The 21,768-nt window shown below is 38.8% G+C and carries 9 protein-coding genes; 8 read left to right on the plus strand and 1 reads right to left on the minus strand.

Annotated elements, in window-relative coordinates:
- Positions 1 to 45: 45 nt before the first annotated feature.
- Positions 46 to 1,245 carry a ribose-phosphate pyrophosphokinase gene (locus tag G585_RS0105660; protein WP_022773593.1) on the minus strand — a complete coding sequence of 400 codons (1,200 nt, stop codon included), beginning with the start codon at positions 1,243 to 1,245 and terminating at the stop codon, positions 46 to 48.
- A gap of 109 nt (positions 1,246 to 1,354) precedes the next feature.
- Between G585_RS0105660 and G585_RS0105665 the strand changes: the two genes are divergently transcribed.
- The 8 genes from G585_RS0105665 (at position 1,355) to G585_RS17265 (ending at position 20,875) form a co-directional block, all read left to right on the plus strand.
- Positions 1,355 to 2,713, plus strand: a complete 1,359-nt coding sequence (locus tag G585_RS0105665) for a DUF512 domain-containing protein (protein WP_022773595.1) — start codon at positions 1,355 to 1,357, stop codon at positions 2,711 to 2,713.
- 9 nt (positions 2,714 to 2,722) lie between these two features.
- Positions 2,723 to 4,051 carry a ribosome biogenesis GTPase Der gene (gene der, locus G585_RS0105670; RefSeq protein WP_022773596.1) on the plus strand — a complete coding sequence of 443 codons (1,329 nt, stop codon included), beginning with the start codon at positions 2,723 to 2,725 and terminating at the stop codon, positions 4,049 to 4,051.
- Complete coding sequence (gene plsY / locus G585_RS0105675) at positions 4,052 to 4,735, plus strand: glycerol-3-phosphate 1-O-acyltransferase PlsY (RefSeq protein WP_022773597.1); 684 nt, start codon at positions 4,052 to 4,054, stop codon at positions 4,733 to 4,735.
- A 25-nt stretch (positions 4,736 to 4,760) separates the two neighbouring features.
- Positions 4,761 to 5,786, plus strand: coding sequence for an NAD(P)H-dependent glycerol-3-phosphate dehydrogenase (locus tag G585_RS0105680; RefSeq protein ID WP_022773599.1), 1,026 nt, complete (start codon positions 4,761 to 4,763; stop codon positions 5,784 to 5,786).
- 24 nt (positions 5,787 to 5,810) lie between these two features.
- On the plus strand, positions 5,811 to 7,109 hold the full coding sequence (locus tag G585_RS18790; protein ID WP_022773600.1) for a sensor histidine kinase: 1,299 nt from the start codon (positions 5,811 to 5,813) through the stop codon (positions 7,107 to 7,109).
- A complete protein-coding gene (locus G585_RS0105690) occupies positions 7,106 to 7,900 on the plus strand; it encodes a LytR/AlgR family response regulator transcription factor (RefSeq protein WP_022773602.1) in 795 nt (264 codons plus the stop codon). The genes G585_RS18790 and G585_RS0105690 overlap by 4 nt, the downstream gene beginning before the upstream one ends.
- 246 nt (positions 7,901 to 8,146) lie before the next feature.
- Complete coding sequence (locus G585_RS19480; protein ID WP_022773603.1) at positions 8,147 to 20,071, plus strand: Cna B-type domain-containing protein; 11,925 nt, start codon at positions 8,147 to 8,149, stop codon at positions 20,069 to 20,071.
- Positions 20,072 to 20,875 (plus strand): class B sortase, encoded by an 804-nt coding sequence (locus G585_RS17265; RefSeq protein ID WP_022773604.1) that lies wholly within the window; start codon positions 20,072 to 20,074, stop codon positions 20,873 to 20,875. It abuts the gene before it with no gap.
- Positions 20,876 to 21,768 lie beyond the last annotated feature (893 nt).

Consider the following 21,768-nt stretch of genomic DNA (forward strand, 5'->3'; position numbering starts at 1 on the left):
AATAAGTGCCCATAACATGGAGTTATGGGCACATTTTTTATATATTTAATCGAAGAGCTCAGTTGGAGTCTTGCATCCTGAGTTGTATTTGCCGACAATCTCATGAATCTTGTCTGTTGGCATATTAACTGTAGCCATAGAAGCGTCGTGATTAAGGAAATCAATGATAGTAGCAAGGAATTTACCCATATCTGCGATGAATATGTATTCTCTTGATGTAACTTCCTCATTCATGTAAGTGAGGTTAGTAGTAATAACTGCGTCAAAGTATCCTTTTTCGTAGCCGTCATCAAACTTGCTCATTCCGTCTGTGAAAAGACCGAAAGTAGTGCAGATGAATACCCTTTTAGCTCCCATGTTCTTGAGCTGCTTGGCAGTATCTATCATACTTGATCCCGAAGATATCATGTCATCGATGATGATAACATCGCGGCCTGAAATATCAGAACCAAGGAATTCGTGAGCAACAATAGGGTTAGTTCCGTTAACAACGTGAGCATAATCACGTCTCTTATAGAACATACCTGTATCAGCGCCGATTACGTTTGCAAAATAAACGGCTCTGTCAAGAGCTCCCTCATCAGGGCTAATGACAGTTAGATGATCCTTATCAACTACAAGGTCATCAATGTGAGATAAAAGAGCCTTCATAAACTGATATGAAGCAAGGAAATTATCAAATCCACCAAGAGGCTTGGCGTTTGATATTCTTGGGTCATGAGCATCAAAGGTAATAAAGTTTGAGATACCCATGTCATGAAGCTCAGCAAACATCTGAGCAGCATCAAGTGATTCCATACCATTTCTCTTGTGCTGACGTCCTTCGTAAAGGAATGGCATGATAACATTTATTCTTTTTGCTTTGCCAGTAATTGCACCTATAACACGTTTAAGATCCTGATAATGATCATCAGGAGATTTGTGGTTGACGTAATTGTACATTTTATAAGTTATGCTGTAATTGCATACATCAGTAAGAATGTAAACGTCGTTTCCTCGAACACTTTCCTTGATAGTAGCTTTAGCTTCACCACTGTTGAATCTGTCAAGGTTGATATCGATCTTGTAATTGTCTTTTACATAGCCGTGAAAAGCGGGATCGTTCTCAGGCATTTTGTAAAGTTCGTGTCTGAACTCTGAGATATAACGATTGACGCTGTCACCAAGTTCTTTGGCTGAATCCATTACAATTAGATTAAGAGGTGCAACCGGAATAGTACCTTCCAGTTTTCTAAAATCTGGCATATTTTTCGCTTCCTTCTTTGAAATATTTAGATTAGAACATAGTTCTACATTTACTGTTTTAACATCTATGGTGCTGACACGTCAAGGACAAGATGGTATAATACAGGGCATGAAGAAGAATATAGGACACCTTATCGGTAGTGTCGATGAGGGAAGCATAGCACAAGAATTAAATATTGAACCGGGCGATAAGCTCTTAAAAATTAATGATCAGGTAATAGAGGATATTTTTGATTTTCAATACCTTGTTCAGGATGAACACCTTGATGTACTGATTGAGAAACCAAATGGCGAGCAGTGGCTTTTAGATATTGATAAGGATTTTGACGAGGATCTTGGAATTGAGTTTGAGAACGGACTCATGGATGATTACAGGTCCTGTAGCAATAAATGTATTTTTTGCTTTATTGATCAGATGCCAAAGGGCATGAGAAAAACACTGTATTTTAAGGATGATGACTCAAGACTGTCTTTCCTTCAAGGCAATTATGTAACACTTACCAATATGTCTGAGGCGGATATTGACAGGATATTAAAATATCATCTTTCTCCTATCAATATTTCTTTTCAGACTACCAATCCGGAACTTAGATGTAAGATGCTCGGCAACAGATTTGCCGGTGAAGCACTTAAAAAAGTAGACAGATTATGTGCTCCGGGTACCGGAATTGAGATAAATGGGCAGATAGTTCTTTGTAAGGGCGTCAATGATGGTAAAGAGCTTGAAAGGTCCATTTCTGATATGTCCAAATATATACCGAACCTTCAAAGTGTATCAGTAGTTCCGGTTGGACTTTCCAAATACAGAGACGGGCTTTATCCGCTTGAACCCTTTAACAGTCAGGATGCCGGAGAGGTCATTGACCTTATAGAAAGCTGGCAAAAGAAGATTTATAATGAATATGGGATGCATTTCATTCATGCAAGCGATGAGTGGTACTTCCTTGCAGGAAGAGATTTCCCTGAAGCAGAAAGATATGACGGCTATATTCAGCTTGAAAATGGCGTTGGAATGATGAGGCTTCTTATAGATGAGTATGAAGAGGCACTTAAAAAGGCTGTTTCAGAACACAAGACGCACCTTGATAGCCTAAACAGAGAGATATCGATTGCCACAGGAAGACTGGTATATCCATGCATCAGGGATATGGCAGAGAAGGCTATGAGTATTTGTACTGGACTAAAAGTGCATGTTTATGAGATAATTAACGAGTTTTTTGGCGAGAGGATTACCGTTTCAGGTCTTCTTACCGGAACAGATATCATAAATCAGCTTAAGGGAAAAGAGCTTGGGAGCGAGCTTTTTCTTCCTGAAAACCTTCTTCGAAGCGGAGAGGACTATCTTCTTGATGACGTGAGGATCTGCGACATTGAGGAAAAACTAAACACTAAAGTTGGAATATCAAAGTGCGATGGTCATGACCTTGTTTCAATATTATTTGATATTCCGGAAGATGAACTTTTATAAAGGATAATTATGAGTAAGAAAAATATTGTTGCGGTAGTTGGCCGCCCAAACGTTGGAAAATCAACACTTTTTAACGCTCTGGCAGGTAGCAGGATTGCTATTGTTCAGGATACACCTGGCGTTACCAGAGACAGAATATATCAGGATGTTGAATGGCTTAATCACAGCTTCACACTTATTGATACAGGTGGTATTGAGCCTGATTCCAAGGACATCATTCTCTCACAGATGAGAGATCAGGCACAGATAGCCATTGATACAGCAGATGTTATCATTTTCATGGTAGATGTTAAGCAGGGACTTACTGATTCTGATTCAAAAGTGGCAGATATGCTCAGAAGATCAGCAAAGCCTGTAGTTTTGTGTGTAAATAAGGTAGATAACTTCAACAGGGATTCACTGGATGTATATGAGTTTTATAACCTTGGAATTGGAGAGCCTTTCCCTATTTCAGCGGTTAATAAGCAGGGAATAGGTGATCTTCTTGAAGAAGTTGTAAGTCATTTCAGTAAGGATTCAACAAGTGATGAAGATGATGACACAACCAAGATAGCAATCATTGGTAAGCCTAACGTTGGTAAGTCATCTATTATCAACAAACTCATAGGCGAGAACAGACTTATTGTATCTGATATTGCAGGAACAACGCGTGATGCTATCGATACAGAAGTAAAATATAACGGTAAGAAATATACATTCATTGATACAGCAGGACTGCGCAGGAAAAATAAAGTAAAGGACGAGCTTGAGCATTACATGATCGTCAGAACTGTCGGTGCCGTTGAAAGAGCTGATATAGCAATCCTTGTTATTAATGCAGAGGAGGGCGTAACGGAGCAGGATGCCAAGATAGCCGGAATAGCTCATGAAAGTGGTAAGGCTGTGATCATCGCTGTTAATAAGTGGGATCTTATCGAAAAGGATAACCACTCTGTAAAAGAGTTTACAAAGGATATCAGAAATACTCTTTCATTTATGAATTATGCAGAGATCATCTTTATTTCTGCCGAGACAGGACAGCGTCTTGTAAAGCTCTATGATCTTATTGATATCGTAAGTGAGAACCATTCACTCAGAGTTGCGACTGGTGTTCTCAATGAGATCATGACACAGGCAGTTGTAATGCAGCAGCCACCGAGTGATAAGGGTAAGATATTAAAGCTTTACTACATCACGCAGGCTTCTGTAAAGCCACCAACATTCGTTATATTTGTAAATGACAAAAAGCTTATGCATTTTAGTTATACCAGATATATTGAAAACCAGATCAGAGAAGCCTTCGGATTCAAGGGGACTCCTTTGAGATTTATTATCAGGGAGAGAAAAGAGGATAAATAAATGACCACATCAGGTTTAGTTGGGGCGCGAATTGTCTGCATTATCATCGGTTATGTTTTTGGAATGATACAGACAGCTGTTTTCTATGGAAGGCTTAAAGGCGTAGATATAAGAAAAGTTGGCTCGGGTAACGCCGGAACCACCAATACATTAAGAGTACTTGGACCCAAGGCAGGAGCTGTAGTTCTTTTAGGTGATATGCTCAAATGTATGGTTGCCATATTTATAACTTATCTTATGTTTGGAAGATCCAATCCGGAATATATCATACTGTTTATGGCTTATACTGCTGCAGGAACTGTTCTTGGGCATGACTTTCCTTTCTTCCTTAAATTCAAGGGTGGCAAGGGAATCGCATGTACTGCAGGATATACTATTTATCTCAGTATACAGTTCAATATTCTTTTCCTTATAATGGGACTTATTTCATTCTTCCTGCCATTTAATCTGTTCCATATTGTTTCAATCTGCAGTTTGTTCTATTATTCTGCACTTCTTGTAACAACGATCATATATGGACAGATGGGTCTGTTTTATGCACCTCAGGGAGCTCTTATTGAAGTTTATATAATAGTTGCACTCTTGACTTTGCTTGCTTTTTATCAGCACAGAGGAAATATTAAAAAGCTCATAAATGGTCAGGAACGCAAAACCTATATATTTAAAAAGAATAAAGTGGATTAATTTAAGACTTAATGGGAGATAGGACTTGGATAACAGGCAAATTGGTGTCATAGGAGCAGGTAGCTGGGGAATAGCACTTGCGTATCTTTTAACAAATAATGGACATAGTGTTACTGTATGGTCGCGAAGTGAGGCTACAGTAGAAAAACTTAAGAATTATCATGGTAATGAAGATAAACTTCCGGGAGTCAAACTACCTGAAAGCGTTGTTTATACTTCAGACATAAAGTCAGCAGTAGAGAATAAAGATCTTTTAGTTTTAGTTGTTCCATCTGCACATTTACGTGAGACCGTAAAGCTTATGAAGCCTTTTATAACAGGTGATGATGAGCATAAGCAGATAATAGTCAACTGTACAAAGGGAATTGAGGATGACACACTTATGGTCATGTCAGATGTAATCCTTGATGAAATCCCGGGATGTGATGTATGTGTTTTATCAGGTCCTTCTCATGCAGAAGAAGTGGGTAAGGGGCTACCAACATCAATTGTTGTTGGAGCTTTTGAGAAAGATATTGCAAGATATGTACAGAACGTATTTATGAATAATGTTTTCAGGGTATATATTAGCCCTGATATGCTTGGAATAGAAATTGGTGCAGCTCTCAAAAATGTTATTGCCCTTGCTGCAGGAATGGCTGATGGATATGGACTTGGGGACAATGCCAAGGCAGCCCTTATCACGAGAGGAATTGCTGAGATTGGGCGTCTCGGAATGGCAATGGGCGGAAAGTTTGAGACCTTTAGCGGACTTTCAGGAATTGGTGACCTGGTTGTTACCTGTGCTTCAATGCATTCCAGAAACAGACGAGCAGGAATTCTTATTGGACAGGGGAAATCCTATCAGGAAGCCATGGACGAAGTTCATATGGTTGTAGAGGGCGTATATAGCGCCAGAGCTGCTCTTAAGCTTGCTCAAAAGTATGAAGTGGAGATGCCTATCGTACAGGCAGTAAATGACATATTGTTTAACAATAAAGCACCGGGAGATGCACTAAATGACCTGATGCTAAGAGATAAGAAGATAGAGAACAATTCACTGGATTGGTAGCATTTAAGTAACTGGGGGCTTTTTATGGCATATATAAATGCTTATCTTCAGTTTTATACAGCAATCATCATGTCACTGTTTTTGATCGGTAATCTCATGCATGGTTTTCGTAATGTTGAAAAGAGCGTGAAGGTTTTTTACCTTATGCTTTCTTTTGATGTATTGATGTTAGTGGCAGGTAGTTTTGATAACTACCTGCTTTTGTCATATTCAGAAGAAAAGTTTATGCTTGAAGCATTAGCTTCAGGCATTAGTGACTTTTCATATTTTATGGTAATAGGTCACTTTACTTTGTATCTTGATCTTTATAACAGACCGGCCGTTTATAAGGCAAGTATTTGGGCCAAAGCAGCTGTCATGCTAGGCATTGTGATGGGTGAATTTTGGTTCATTACAGGCTTTACGGGCGGTATATATACACAAAGTGCTGATTCTCTTACTCCGGGACCTTTGTACTATATAGGTCAGTTCGGAGGATATCTCATTACGGCTATCATGATCGGAATACTTATTAGCAGGATAAAGACCTTTAGTAAAGGTGAAATTTTTGCTTTTGCTGTTTTTATTGCGGGACCTCTTTTTGGTTCATTATTAAGAGGCTTTTTTAAAGATATAATCCTTATGCCTCTAATGGTAACACTTACTTTAGTGGTAATTCAGATATTTGTTCAGCTGGAAAAAGAACTGCTAATTAAACAGCAGGAAATTGAGCTGTCTGAGATCAGGACAGATCTTCTTATGAGCAGGATGAAACCTCATTTTATCTACAACGTTTTAAATACTATCTATGTACTTTGTGACAGTTCTGCTGAAGAAGCGCAAAAGGCAATAGCTATGTTTTCAAGTTATCTAAGGACAAGCATGGTGGACTTAGATAGTCATAGACTTATTCCTTTTGAAGATGAGCTGGAGCATGTAAAAAATTACCTTGCAATAGAAAAAATCCGTTTTGGAGATAAGCTTGAAACAATACTGGAGGTAGAGACAAAAGATTTTATGCTTCCTCCACTTGCACTTCAGGCGCTTGTTGAAAATGCGGTCAGACATGGCATTGAAAAGAATCCTGACGGTGGGACAATTAGTATATTTGTAAAAAAGGATTTAAAAAAAATAAACATAATAGTTGCTGACAATGGTGTAGGTTTTGAGCCATCATTAGAACTAAAGACTGAGAGAAAAAGTGATACGAGAAAACATGTAGGAGTATACAGTGCTTCCTACAGATTAAAAAGCCTTTGCAACGGAAAACTGTTGATAGATAGTAAATTAGGTGAAGGAACAACTGCCACCATTATTATTCCAATTGAGGGGGAAGGGAAATGAAAATACTGGCAGTAGACAATGAGGAAATTGCCCTTAGAGGGCTATGTAAAGCAATAAAGCAGGCACTTCCTGACGCGGAGATATTCTCTACACAAAACAGTAGTGAGGCTTTAAGTATGGCACTGCATTGCGAACCTGCAGTTGCGTTTCTGGATATTGAAATGCCTAAGGTAAATGGGCTTGAGCTGGCAAAACAGCTCAAGAAGGAAGTAAACCCAAGGATCAATATTATTTTTACAACCGGATACAATGAATACATCGAGGAAGCGTTTACAAAACTAAGGGTAAGCGGTTACCTGATGAAGCCGATCACAAAAGATATGATCCTGACTGAAATTGACAATCTGCGTTATCCTCAGGAACTAAAATGGGATGGTAGGATAAAGGCTCGGTGTTTTGGATCCTTTGAACTCTACGTAGATGAGCTTCCGGTAATGTTCCATTACAATAAGACAAAAGAAATGTGTGCTTATCTCATAGACCATAGGGGAATGTGTTCAATAGGAGAACTACAGGATAAGTTATGGGAAGATGATCATAAGGCATCAGAACACAAATCCTATCTCCAAAACATGATAAGTGATCTTAACAAAACTCTCACAGAGCTTGGTTGTAACGACATTGTACTTCGAAAATATGGCTCAATTGGCATCGACTCCAACAAAATCGATTGTGACTACTACGCTTACATCCAGGGAAACCCTGCAGCAATCAACGCCTTTCGTGGCGAATATATGTCCCAATACTCCTGGGCTGAAAAGACTTTGGCAACCCTCGTATTTAAGGCATAGAGCGCAAATATAACACATCAAAGCCTGAATTTTTCAGGCTTTTTTTATTGTAATTTTAGAGATTGGTGATAGTTTGTTCCTGTTTTGTGACATTTGAGTGACAGTTGAGTTGATAACATATTGGTGAGGGGAAAATTATATATATAGCGCTGTGGCGCTCATTTTACAAGATTTCATTGCTCATAGAAAGCATACGGGAGTAGGTATGCTTTCTATGGCTTTTTATTTTTTTATGAGGAAATGCTTATGAGAAGAAATCTATTATCAAGAGGAATTGCAATTACACTTAGCACAGTGCTTTTTCTTAGCAGCGTGGACTTCAGAGTTTTTGCTGAAGGTGAAATGGAATCTAAAGAGGAAAGAAAGAAGATCATAAAGATTGAAGAGCTTGATGAAGACGTACTTAATCAGACTCTTGATTTTGGTGCAGAAGAAGAAAATATTGTTTTTCCGAAGGCTTTGAATGTTACAGTCTCCTATGAGGAGGAAAAAGAAGTAAAGATCAGGGTCGAGAAGAGTTCTTCAGCTGCAAGCAGTGCTTCCTCCATAGAAGATAGTGCCAATTTGGCCTCATCTGAAAATGATGAGGCTTGTACTCTTGGAAGTTCAGATACAGAAGAAGCAGAAACAAGCACAGATTCTGCAACTGAAGGTGCATGTATAGATGAAGAATTGCCGGATATTAAGGAACCTGAAGAAGAACAGGATGGCAAAGAAGAAACCGAGGGCGAAGCAGATAAGCAGGATGAGAATACTCAGGAGGAGACTTTAGAGCCTTCTGCAGAAGATACTCAAACTGAGCCTGAAGAGATAAATGAAGAGTCAGACTCTGCAATGCTTGATCTTATTTTCCCTGCGCTTAGAGTTTATGCGGCTTCTGATGAAGCAACTATAGAAGATAGTTCTGAAGAAGAGCTATTTGAAGACGAAGAAGGCTTTTACAAGCTTGAAAAAGAGATAGTTACTGCTCAAGAAGATGTGACTATTGAAAACATCACATGGAAACTTGATATAGAAAACAGCTCTTTTGAGGAGTTTAATTCAAATGAAGCAGGCGCAGAATATAAGTATGTGCCTGAGTTTTCTGATGAATATATTTTAGAGACTGATGCTCCTTCTATCACTGTTGTGATTAAAGAAAAAGAAATAGTCTATGAATATGCAGTACTTGAAGCATCAGGAGTTAAGGTTGAAGGAAATCTCCCGGTTGGTGCTGAGCTTGTAGTATCAGAAATAAGTATGGACGAGGCAAAGGACCTCTTTGCGGATGGAGAAAGAGAAGTTGTCTATGCTCTTGATATTTCTGTAGTACTGGATGGAGAAGAAATAGAGCTTGATGAGAGTGTTAAGGTAACTATTATACCTCCTGAAAACATTGACACTGACAGTCTTAGAAATGATGATTTTCAGCTTATCCATGTAAAAGATGAAAATGAAAAAGAAGTTATCGCTACAGATGTTGACACTGAGGGCAATGTCAACTTTGAAACTGATAGTTTCTCTCCCTATGGATTTACTTTGCTTGCGACAACGCCGACCACATATGATGTCGAATACTCCGATAAGTCTTTTTCTCAAAATGTTCATGTTGTCTTTTCAGATGCGTCGCTCATTGTAGGAAATGAGTCAAAAGTTACAATAAAGCTGCTCGGAAACATCAATGGAAAAAATGTAAAAAAACAAGACTCGGAGCTTACAGCTGACGTTATTGAGATAGCTTCTTTAGAGCAAACTGTAAATGGAATCATAGATGACGGAAGTGGCAATACAACTGCTTCTGTCGATTTTTCATTTTCAGGTATTCCTGCTTATATTGAGAAGGGAAGCGGGGCTGCACCTGAAGGAACTGGACAGTATACGATACCTTCAGGTTTTTATGGAATTCAGATCACAACGGCTGATGGATACTCTGTTACCAAAGGCGTTATAGGAAGTGATACATATTTTGTGCTTTCTCCAGTGAGAGATTTAAATGAAGCAGCATGGACTACATCAACTATAACTATTGATAATGCAATCCTTGCTCTTGTAAGTCCTCTCTTTACTGTAGAATGGCTGGATAACCGAAACTATGCTGATCTAAGACCCTTTACTACAGGAACATCAATAGAAGGAAAAGAATCTTCTATAGCAGGATCTATTGAGCTGTATTACAAAAACGGAACTACATATGAAAAGGTAACCAATAATTCATCAATACTTGTATCACCGGGGGCAAATGTGCCCACAGTAGTTGGTGGTCCTTTTAGCTGGAACATAGCTTATTCAAAGCTTCCAATGTACATGGCCGATGGAACTACAAAATATGACTGGTATATAAAGCTGTCAGATACTTTCTATGATGGTAAAAAAGATTATTATCAGTTAAATGGTTTAAACGCAGATGGTTATCTTAGTATTTCTGAAAGTGGGGTTGATGAGGTAAGCCTTGTATTTACGAACAGTGTAAACGGAAGCATAACCTGGCGTATTGGACAGGCAACAGAGGAATCACTACCTGCACTTCCGGCTGAAAATACCCTGTTTAGTGATGGAAAGAGCACAATGCATCTGTATAGGGTTGTTGGCAGCAATCCGGCAGAGGAAGTTACCTCAGGATTTTCTATTAATTGGACTAAAGGGACAGATGCTGAAGGAAAAACTGTATGGTCTTATAGCAGCACTGGACTGCCTCTTTATAATATCGATGGCGATGCAATCTTATACTACACAGTAATTACAAGTTCTTCTGATGCAAACTATAAATTCACCTATGACAACGGTGCAGACAGTACCGAGACAGATAAGTGTCTTCCTGGGCAGAAAATCTATGCAACAGCCATTGGTGATGCGGAATTTACATTTAAAAAGGTATGGTGCGACGATAATGATCAGGACAGTATAGATAGACGAGCACTTGCGATACAAAAAGGAATTACATTCTATCTGTGGAGATATCCGAGTAATGGTACACTTTCTGATGGTGCTCCCGTTACTTATAATGCAAAACAGTATTCATTTTCATTGAGCTCTGAACATGCAAATTCTAGTGAGATCACTTTTTCATTTGCTGATTTTGCAGGTAGTTCTGTAAAGTTCCCAAGATTTGATGAAATGGGATACACCTACAATTATTACGTGACAGAAGTATCAAAGTCTGAGCTTTATAAGACTGTCTATTTTAACGGAGAAGGTTCCTTTAATGGGGAATCTTCTGACAAGGTTGCGCTCAATAATGGTCGCGTATGCAATGTAAGAAGTGCCAAGATTGCACCGGCAATTACAAAGAACTGGAATGTATCTGCAATAAGTGATTATGTCGGCTCAACTTGCGAATTAACACTTCAGAGAAAAGAAGGATCAGAATGGGTTGATGTAGAAACCAAGGAACTTTCAGGCTTTTCTTCAAGTAAGAAGAAAGTGTCTGGTTCTTTTGCTGCCCAGGAACTATATGATAGTCTTGGAAAAAAATACGAATATCGAGTAATTGAATCAGCAGTTACTTCAGGAAGCGGGGCTATTGCCGAATTTGATGCCTCCGGATGGGAAGCTGATGTTAATACAGCAGGAAAATACAGCGCGCTCTATACTCTTGGTACTGCGCCATATGAATACTCTTATAAGGCCGTTTCAACATATAAGACATCTGTAGAAAACGGAGTCGAGTCAGCAGAGGCCATAATCGTAAATAAATTATACGGAACCAAAAAGCTATCCATGCTAAAAACATGGAGCGGCAACTGGGGGATTGAGACTGAAAACGATTATACAGGAAATGTTCATCTCTTGCTTTACAGGGCTGTAGATGGAGAAAGCAGTTCCGTATATGCTTCGATAATACTAAATAAGCCTGAAGAAAATGGGACTTCAGGTACCTTTAACATACATTTTAACGAGACAGATACTGATGAGGTACATAACTATACAGTTACAAAGAATACAACTACAACAGGTAGTTCTTACTGGACTTGGAAAACAGAAGATCTGATAGTTCCGGCCTACACAGATGAGGGGCAGCAGTACGTTTATACAATGCTGGAAGAGTATGTCGAAAATGCCACTGAACAGGGAATTCATTATGGTAAAGATTACGATAAAACTGTAACGGGTAAGAGAATTGATCTTTCTGTCAGAAACTATACTGGTTCAGAGACTTCAAAAACAAGGATCGATGTAAGTAAGATCTGGAAGGATGATTCAGACACCTCACAGAGGTCAAATATTACAGTTTTATTTGGTACATATGATGATGCAGGAGAATTTACACAGGTTTATGAAGGCGGAGATACAGAAAAGCCTTATAAACTTACTCTTACATCGGCCAAAGATTATGCAAACTATATATGGGTCGATGGAAATGATTTTAAGGCAGAGGGTTCTGAAGAGGATGCAGCAGAGGCGATAAAGAAGCACCTTAGCATAAAGCTTACAGACGGCTATGGAAGGACAGTAGAAAAGGCCACATATTCAAATAATTCAATTACCGGTGGCGTGATAACAGCTATTGAAAACGGAGATTCATTTAAGCCGGGCTATAAAGTAGATATTGTTCGAAATGACACCGGAACAAGCTTTAAGATTACCAATACAAGAGTTGGAAGCAGAGCATTTACTTTTACTAAGATATGGGAAGATTCTGCCAATCATCTTGGACTTAGAGGTGATTTCCTTAGAGTTGCCCTTTTCAGGGAAGTTAATGATACAGAAAAAGAAGTAGCATTTATTGATATTCCAACATATTCAGATGAAGGTAAGACAACACTCACAAGTGGCAACGCACTTACAGTTACTTTCAAAAATGGTAATAATTATTATCCTGCATATGATGAAAATGGAAATAACTATATCTATTCTGTAAAGGAATATCTGTGTACAGGTACTCCAAAGGCTTTAGAAACTCTGTGTGATGAAAACGGAATTGAAGATGATGCAGCAAATATAGTAAAAACAGAGCTTGATCTAAATGCCACAAAGGATACCACAACTACGGGATATGTTGTTGAAAAAGATGTTGAAACACCAGAATATTCTCTTATTGATGGCACCAATGATCTTGGATATCAAGACGTAAAAACGATGCTCATGTCTGAAAGCTATAAGTATACTAACAGGGCTGCAGGCGAAAGAGATGAAGTATCGTTTTATGTAATATGGCATGATCAGGCAAAGAGTAATGAGAGACCGGATATCTACTATACTTTGTATTATGACGGCGGCGAAAACGGTGCGCTTATTCCATATACAGGCTCTTATACCGAGAGATGGGAAGATGTCGAGTCTGGCAACAAGTTTATACAGAAGGCTGTATTTAGCGGACTTCCTGCTGCCGATGACAATGGAAATGTCTATACCTACTATGTAACTGAAACCTTTAATAATGCCACATCCCAGTATAATCCTGAGCATTACACAGAGCCTTTAAGAAATAGCGCTGATACAGATTATAATTCGGAAGCTGTAGATACTACGACAGTTGGTACAGATAAACAGCTTCTGGTAAAAGAGGCACTTTGGGCAGACAAAGATACTGTTACATTAGGTAATCTTTGCTTTACTAAGGAAGACAGCTTTACTCTTGTCAGTATTTCTGACACCGTTAAAATCGAAGGAAGAAAGCTTTGGGTAGGTGTTCCTGATGGTATTGATGTCGGTAATCTGCCACTTGCTCATATATATCTTTTCAGGGATAGTTCTTATGACCATTCCAGAGATGTTCCTGATGTATCCGGTCAAGATCAGGCAGGAAAAATGGCTACCTATGAAGCAGGTTCAGTAGCTCAGATAAGTACTGATGATGGTTCTAAATCACCACAGGAGTTAAATAAACTTAAGTCTATGTACGTTTATGGTACATATAATGATAGCGGCACAGTTGTGTCTACTTATGCAGAATTTCCTAAATATGACAGCTTGGGATATCTGTACACATACAAAGTAAGGGAAGTTATTTATAACACATTAGAAGGGCACAATGAACTTCCGGCTGAGATCATGATCCCACATTATTCTGATAATACGACGGATCTGACAAATCAGTATAAGCTTAATGCAGCTACTAACAAGCGAAACTTTAAGATAATAAAAGACTGGACTATCGATAAGAAGACATATCAGGAAGTTGTTGCAAAAGCAACTTTCAGATTGTACAGAAAAGAACTTGAATCAGATGGACATGGCTATACAAATGGAAATTATGCTGATGATACAAATTCAAATGATATCGGTTCTTCCATAGCTGCTGCGGCCGCTTTTAACATTGATGGCGGGAATTTAGAGCTTCTTGATACAAAGATAATAGAATATAACAAAAATGCAACTGAACAGGAAACGATCACCTGGGAGAACTATCCTATATTTGCTCCAAGTGGAAAGCTCTATGCATATTATGCAGTAGAGCTTACTGATGATATGCCCGGTTACGATATAAAGTTGATCGGAGGTGGAGATGGAATAGCTACTACAGGTAACACTATGATAAGTGGTAGTGGATATATTGGTGTAGCTTTTGCCAATTCCGGTGTCAGCCTTGCAAATACAGCTGAGAACAATTTAAAAACAGAGACATTTAAGAATACTTATGATCCAACAGGCTTTTATAAGATACAGTTTACAAAGGTATGGGAAGCTAAAAAGGCTGATGGAACAATCTGGACTGATATGCTTCCAAAAACAACAGATACTCAGGAAGCTCTTTCTTTTGAGGTCTATGCAATTGCAAATACCCAGTCAGGAAAGGGAAATCCAGATAAGATTACTTTTACTTCAAGCGATTACAATATTGAGAAGGTTTCATCAGATGATGGCACAACCTGGACTTACACTATAAGTTTTAAGAATGCAAATGGTGATCCGATTGTTGCTCCGATCTACTCTGTTAACGGTAATCTTTATACATATTACGTAAAAGAGACACTTAATTCAGATTTTGTTAAGGCAAATTATAAAACGGTCAAGGATTTAGTTTATTCAAAGGCTAACAATGCCTCGGATAGTAACAATGCCTCGGATAGTATCCTTACACTTGGCAGTTTGAAGAACTCTTTAAAAGGTTCCTTTAGCATTCAAAAGATGTGGGATGATTACAGCAACGACTATGGAATGAGAGAAGGTTCCATTACTTTTGATGTATATTATCGCCTTGCTGGTAGTTCAAACTGGACTAAGTACAATAATAATAATAGTCCATATTCACTTAGCTCATCTTCAAAGTGGGCCAAAACATTAACCGGCCTGCCTGTTACTGCCAATAGCAATGGATCGTGTGGGGCAAACTATGAGTACAGGATCCGCGAAACAGGCATAGTAGACAAAAATGGGACTACTATTGAAGTTACAGAACCTGCAGATAATGCTCAAACTACCACATGGACTAAAAACGGCACAACAGAAACAGATAGTGATCTGTATTGCACAAGGGTAACAGCAGGTAACTATCAGGTTTACAACCCGGCTGATATAACAAGTATTAAAGGCACTTCACCCACTAAGAAACTTGTAAATCAGCTTGATACATCAAGAGCTGTTGTAAGTCTTACTGTTACAAAAAAATGGAATGATGACAGTGATAAATATGGTCTTAGACCAACACGTATTTATGTGAAAATCCAAAATTCAAAGGATAATGGAACGACTTGGGAAGATGTAACAACAAAGGAAATAACAAACTCGGAACTTGTTTCCGGCACTGATACATGGAGTAAGACCTTTAATAATCTTCCTAAATTCTATGGAACTGGAGAGAATAATACTTATCTCTACCGTGTTGTAGAAACCAAAATAGGTAGTACCAATACTGCCGGCACATTTCCGGAATCAAGTGGCGGATCATATTCTATAGTTCATTCTAGAAGTAGTGATACAAATGGAAACTTTACTACTACAGTGACCAATACACTTGTACCTATGGATAAGCCTATCAGGGTATTAAAGCGTTGGAATGCAGACTCTTCAGATGCAACAATAAGTAATGTAAAGGTAGCTCTTTTTAGTAATAACTATACGGGAGGTGACCCGTCCTCGGCTGCACCTACGCAGATATCAAATATCGCAGAGATAACATTAAGTAACGGCGCAGAGTACGAGTATGCTGGTCTTCCTAAGTTTAATAAAGACGGTAAGCTTATAAGATACTATGTAAAAGAGACGACAACAGGCAGTTTCAAAACTCAATACATGACAGGCTCCGGTGATACATGGCCAACTGGAACTGCAGCAGATGAACTTAAATATACTTCAAGCGATATCACAGATGATTTCAGAGTTGTTGTAGTAAATACACCTCTTACAAAAGTTACAGGAACTAAGGTCTGGAATGATGATAATAATAAATACAGTATTCGTCCAAGCAGTATAGTTCTTACACTTCAGAGTAAAACAGATGGCGGAGCATGGACAACTGTAACCGGAAAAACTGTAACATTAAATGCCACAAATAACTGGACAGGAAGTATAAGTAGTCTTCCTTTATATGTATTATCAGATGGCACAAGTCCAGTTAAGTATCAGTATAGACTTGCTGAGCTATCTACTCCTAATGCATATACAAGAGATACATCCGTTTCCGAATTTACTGCTACGGATGATTATGGCTATGACTATAGCGAAAGCACTGATGCTGCACAGAAAAATACTGTAACAAACCATCTGATCAAAAGGACAGACGCTGAGGCTATTAAAGTTCAGAAAGTTTGGAATACTTTGAGCAGCGCCGATATAAAAGAAGTATCAGTAAAGCTTTATTCAAGAAATCTATCAAGTGGTACTGATTCCGGAACAGGTACACTTTCACTTGTACCTGGCTGTGAGGCAACAATTAGTGGAAATGGAACTCATGAATTTAATGGTCTGCCTAAGTACAATTCTTCAGGAGCAGAGATTGTTTACTATGTAAAAGAAACTGCAAACACTGCTTTTGATACGGCATATTATATACAGTCAGCAGATACCTTTACCAAGGTTACGGAGGCAAATGCGAAGAGCAGCGGCACCGGTGCATTTACATACAAGATTGTAAACACACCTCTTACAAGTATCACAGGAACAAAGATATGGTCTGATGATAATAATGCTTATGGTCTGCGCCCTAATAGCGTAAGCTTGACACTTCAAAGAAGAGTTGGAGAAGGCACCTGGGCAAATGTAGAGGGACAGAGTGCGAAAGAGGTTAATCAGGCTGGAAACTGGAAGGCAACTGTAAGTAATCTTCCTTTGTATGAACTTTCAGATGGCAGCAGTCCTGTTAAATACCAGTACAGACTGGCTGAGCTTGTGACTCCTAATGCCTATACAAGGGATAAGAGTAAGGATGCATCTGAATTTACTGCTACTGATAACATCAGCTATGTATATGGTGGAAGTGACACAGCACAGGAGAGTTCTGTAACTAATTTCCTTATTACAAGGACTAATCCGATAACTGTTGAGAAGATCTGGAATACTACAAATAATACAGACAAAAAGAATGTAGAAATTAATCTTTATTCCAGAAACTTCAAAAATGGCCTTGATGACGGAACTAGCCAATTACAGCCTGTAAAATATGGAACGCAGGCAATAAAGCGCGTCCTTACAGGTACCCCTGACTGGAAGAGTTCATTTGAGAATTTGCCACTAATAAATATGGATGGAGAAACAATCGTTTATTACATCTCAGAAACTAGTGGAACAGGCTTTGATACAAAGTACTATGTTTTCAATGGCAGCTCTTTTGATGAGGTTGAAGTAGTAAACGTTAAGACTACAGGTGCTCAAGAGCTAAAGACTCAGATTGTCAACACTCCTCATGGAAGTGCATCTGTAGAAAAGAAATGGAGTGATGGCAACAACAAGTATAAGACAAGGCCTAATAGTATATTTGCAAAGCTTCAGAGGAAAGCTGCTGATGAAACTACATGGGCAGATGTAACTACTGCGTCTTTAATTGAATTAAATGAAGGCAATAGCTGGAAGGGCTCTGTAGATGATCTTGTTCTCTACAAAGATTATAATGGCAGTTCACCTGTTAAATATGAATACAGGTTTATAGAGACTGATTCCACAGGAGCACCGTATGTTCCGCTTGGTTACAGCCTTGTATCCACAGCATCTGAGTATATTCAGGAGACAACAGGAGATGAGAGCGGATATGTAACTTCTTTTGATGAGACTACAGATACCTATAAAACTGTAATAACAAATACTCTTATTACAAAAGATGTTACTGCAATAAAGCACTGGGAAGACGAGTCTGATTCTCACGGCATAAGACCATCCATGATAAGGCTCTTTGTAACTGAAGATACGGAAGTGGCTACTAACTCTGGTGCTTTTAACAGCGAAGTTTTAGGTGGTGTTTCAGCTATCAAGCCCTATGGCGAAAATCCTATAATGCTTGATACGCCAAAGCAAAGGGATGACGACAATACCTGGGTCTATGTATTTGAGGGACTTCCAAGATATGTTTATGGAAACGGAGCGCCACAAAGTGCTACTGAAATTGCCTATAAAGTCTCTGAAGATACAGATTATGACTACGGTGATGGCTTTATACTTAAAAACTATTATGAGACAACTGCAGTAAGAACAGGTGATACAACAGACATTACCAATACTGCCATGGAAAATGACGGAAGTCTTATTATTGAGAAGGTTATTGAGCAAGATCCTATAACTTATGGCTTTAAGTTTGAAGTATCTCTTATAAGGCCTGATGGAACAAAAGTTCCGTTTAAAGGAGAGTATTACTTATATAGTGCCTCAGAAGTATCAGGAGTTAGTGACAGTGATCTTAGAAATGATGCAATGCTTGATACAAGCGCTTACTCAAGAAGCGCTGCTCTTACATCTGCAGACGGAGTTGTCAGGGCTGCAGCAGGTCAGATAGCTGTGCTGGTTGGAATCAATTCCAGATATACTTTTGAAGTTACGGAAAATCCATCATATGTTGGATATGAGGTAACTAAGGTTAAAAATGAAAGTGATGAAGTAATATATACAGTTTCTGACAGCCCTACCGGAAGAAGCGTTACTATCACAGGTTCAACCGGATCTACATATATCGAAGAAAATACAGATAAGGGCGGATATTATGGATTTGCATCAGGTGCTATAGCAGATAAGGATAGTGATCCTTGCCATGTGATATTTACAAATTCTATTATTGACCCGGCATCACACTATCTTAAAGTTGAAAACACCACTGAAGCTATTACTGATGATGAAGGTAATATTGAAACAGGTGGTGAAGTAAAGACCTATAAGAAACTCATTGCTGTAGACAGAGAAAATGAAGACTATATAAATGATGATGATAAGTCCTACACATATGTAAATGACGCGACACCATTTATTGAAGAAGCCATGTCTGTTGAATTTAAGCCTGATGAGGATAATGGATATACATATTCAGATACCCTCACAGTTGGATGGTGGAATCAGGCAGGAGACTATTATAGCGTAGATATTTCAGGCTATGTTTATACAAATGAAGAAGGTAAGCAGGAGCCATATACAGGTACTTTGGTTAAAGATGATGAAGGAAATATTACAGCTTCATCAGAAGATATCTTAAGTGTATGGGGAAGTCTTCTCGAGAATGAGAACAGTCCTTTTAAGAATGTGACTATTCTTAGTGGTTCAGTTGTTGTTACGCTTGCAAGTGACATTAATGATATGCCTGCTAAGACACTTGTACAGGTTTCATTCGTGGCACCTCAGCCTGAGCCGGAGCCGGAGCCGGAGCCAGAGCCTACACCGGACCCTGAACCAGATCCTGAACCAACGCCAACTCCTTTGCCGACGCCTACACCGACTCCGGAGCCAACTCCTGGACCGATGCCAACACCAACACCTGTGCCGGAGCCGACGCCATCACCACTGCCTGTGCCAACTCCGCCAACTACTACACCTGCGACTTCTTCCAATTCGTCTGAAGATAGCAATAAGGATAAAGATGCGGAAGATAGTTCGGAAAACAGATCAGATGAAACTTCTGAAAATAAGAGTATTCCGGTAACTAATAACAAGAAAACAAATACAGATGCTCAGATGGTTGAAGATGACCAGAATAACCATATTGATGGAAGTCAAAAGGCAGGTGTAAGAACTTCTGATGATACTCCTGTTGGAACATTATCAGCACTGTTCCTACTCTTTATGCTGGCATTTGCAGCTGTGCTTGCAACATACTTAAGAATCCGAAAGAAGAAATATTAAATGGATAATCCTATGAAAAGTAGCAGTCTGGAAAAGATTCTGAAAGTAGTATTGTTTTTGCTGCTTGCAGGAATGCTTGTAACCGGTAGTATGCTTATCAGATATGCTATCGGTTATAAGAATGACAGAACTCAAAATGAAGCCATAAAGACAATAGCTTATAAGGCAGCACCATCATCAGGTGCTGCCTCAATAAGCAAAGTTGAAATATCGGATGATGTTAAATCATTTAATCCGATTGATTTTGATGCTCTAAAAGAGATCAATCCTGATATTGTAGGCTGGATAAGCGCCTGCGATGGTGAGATAGATGGCCCCATTGTGCAGGGGACAGATAACATTTTTTATCTGGACCATAGATTTGATAAATCTGAGGGAAGTGTTGGTACTTTCTTTGCCGATAGTTCTTTTACCCCTGCATTTGAAAATCCTCTAACGATAGTATATGGTCACAACAGAAAAGATGGTAGCATGTTTCATCCCCTTCTTCAGTATAAGAGCGAAGACTACTACAAAGAACATCAGGAATTTGTTGTCTATACAGAAAAAGAAGTTATTACTTATCATGTTTTTTCTGCTTATTTTGCTGATAATGATGAGGTTTTCGGAGGAGACTATGAAGAGGCAGCACTAAGCGGCATCACCATGGAAAAAATAAAAGAAATGTACACAAAAGCAATGGAGAAATCTCTTTATGACATCATGTATATTCCTGATACAAGCGATATTATTGTACTGAGTACCTGCGAGTATTCAGGCAACAATAACAGGATGGTTGTATATGGGGTAAGAGAGATACAATAAAAAAATAATTATAATAAGAGATGGATAACCGTCAAAATAGACAGGTATATTTGCCTGTCTATCTTGGCGGTTTTTATATATGAAAAATAATATATTGGCTGGGTACGCCACCATTGACTGAATCTGAGGAAAACGCCCTACCAGCCCTGCCGACGGTGAGGATGATGGGAACAGTAGATATCTCGCACCGTCGATTTCAGCATTGTAGCGTTTTTCTCAGAACCCGTCAACGGCAAGCACCTTTGGTGTGGCTGATTTTAATTGCCTCAGGCTCTGAATCCGAGAACAGTAGGGGGCTAATTTCAAGGTAAATGGGCGGGCAGCTTTTTCATGCTACATGCTGAAAGTGGGGCTAAAGGTAGTTTGTACGTGTCCACTCTATAAGTAATAGTTTAAAGAGCGCTACTGTATTACTTTGGGCATATAGCTAGTTTTCACTAAATCGGCCACCCGTAATAAACCTTTTTTGGGCTCATAGCCTGATTCCAGGATTGCAGCCACCCCTCAACATGGCTTTTATCACAGGCGATTGGGCATATACGGTAATTATCCGTCCACAGCCACCTTAAACTACTACCTATAGAGTGGACACATATCAATTCACTTTAGACCCACTTTCATGTGGTAATACCCATTTAAAATACAGCCCAAAATCTGTTTTATACATTTTTTTGAAGGCAATACCGTGTTTTCGGACAATTGTGTTATTGTTAATGACCACATCTGGATGTTATCCTTTCATTATTAGGAGCATAACTATTATGAGTTCAAGACATCACTATACTGAAGCTGAAAAAGCAGAATTACTTAGCAATCCATACACTTTTCGAGTTACTGATACTTCAATAAGGTTTACATTGGCTTTTAAAAAGTTTGTATTAGAGAACATTGAT

The organism is Butyrivibrio sp. AE2015 (genome assembly GCF_000420825.1).
Taxonomy (GTDB): Bacteria; Bacillota; Clostridia; order Lachnospirales; family Lachnospiraceae; genus Butyrivibrio.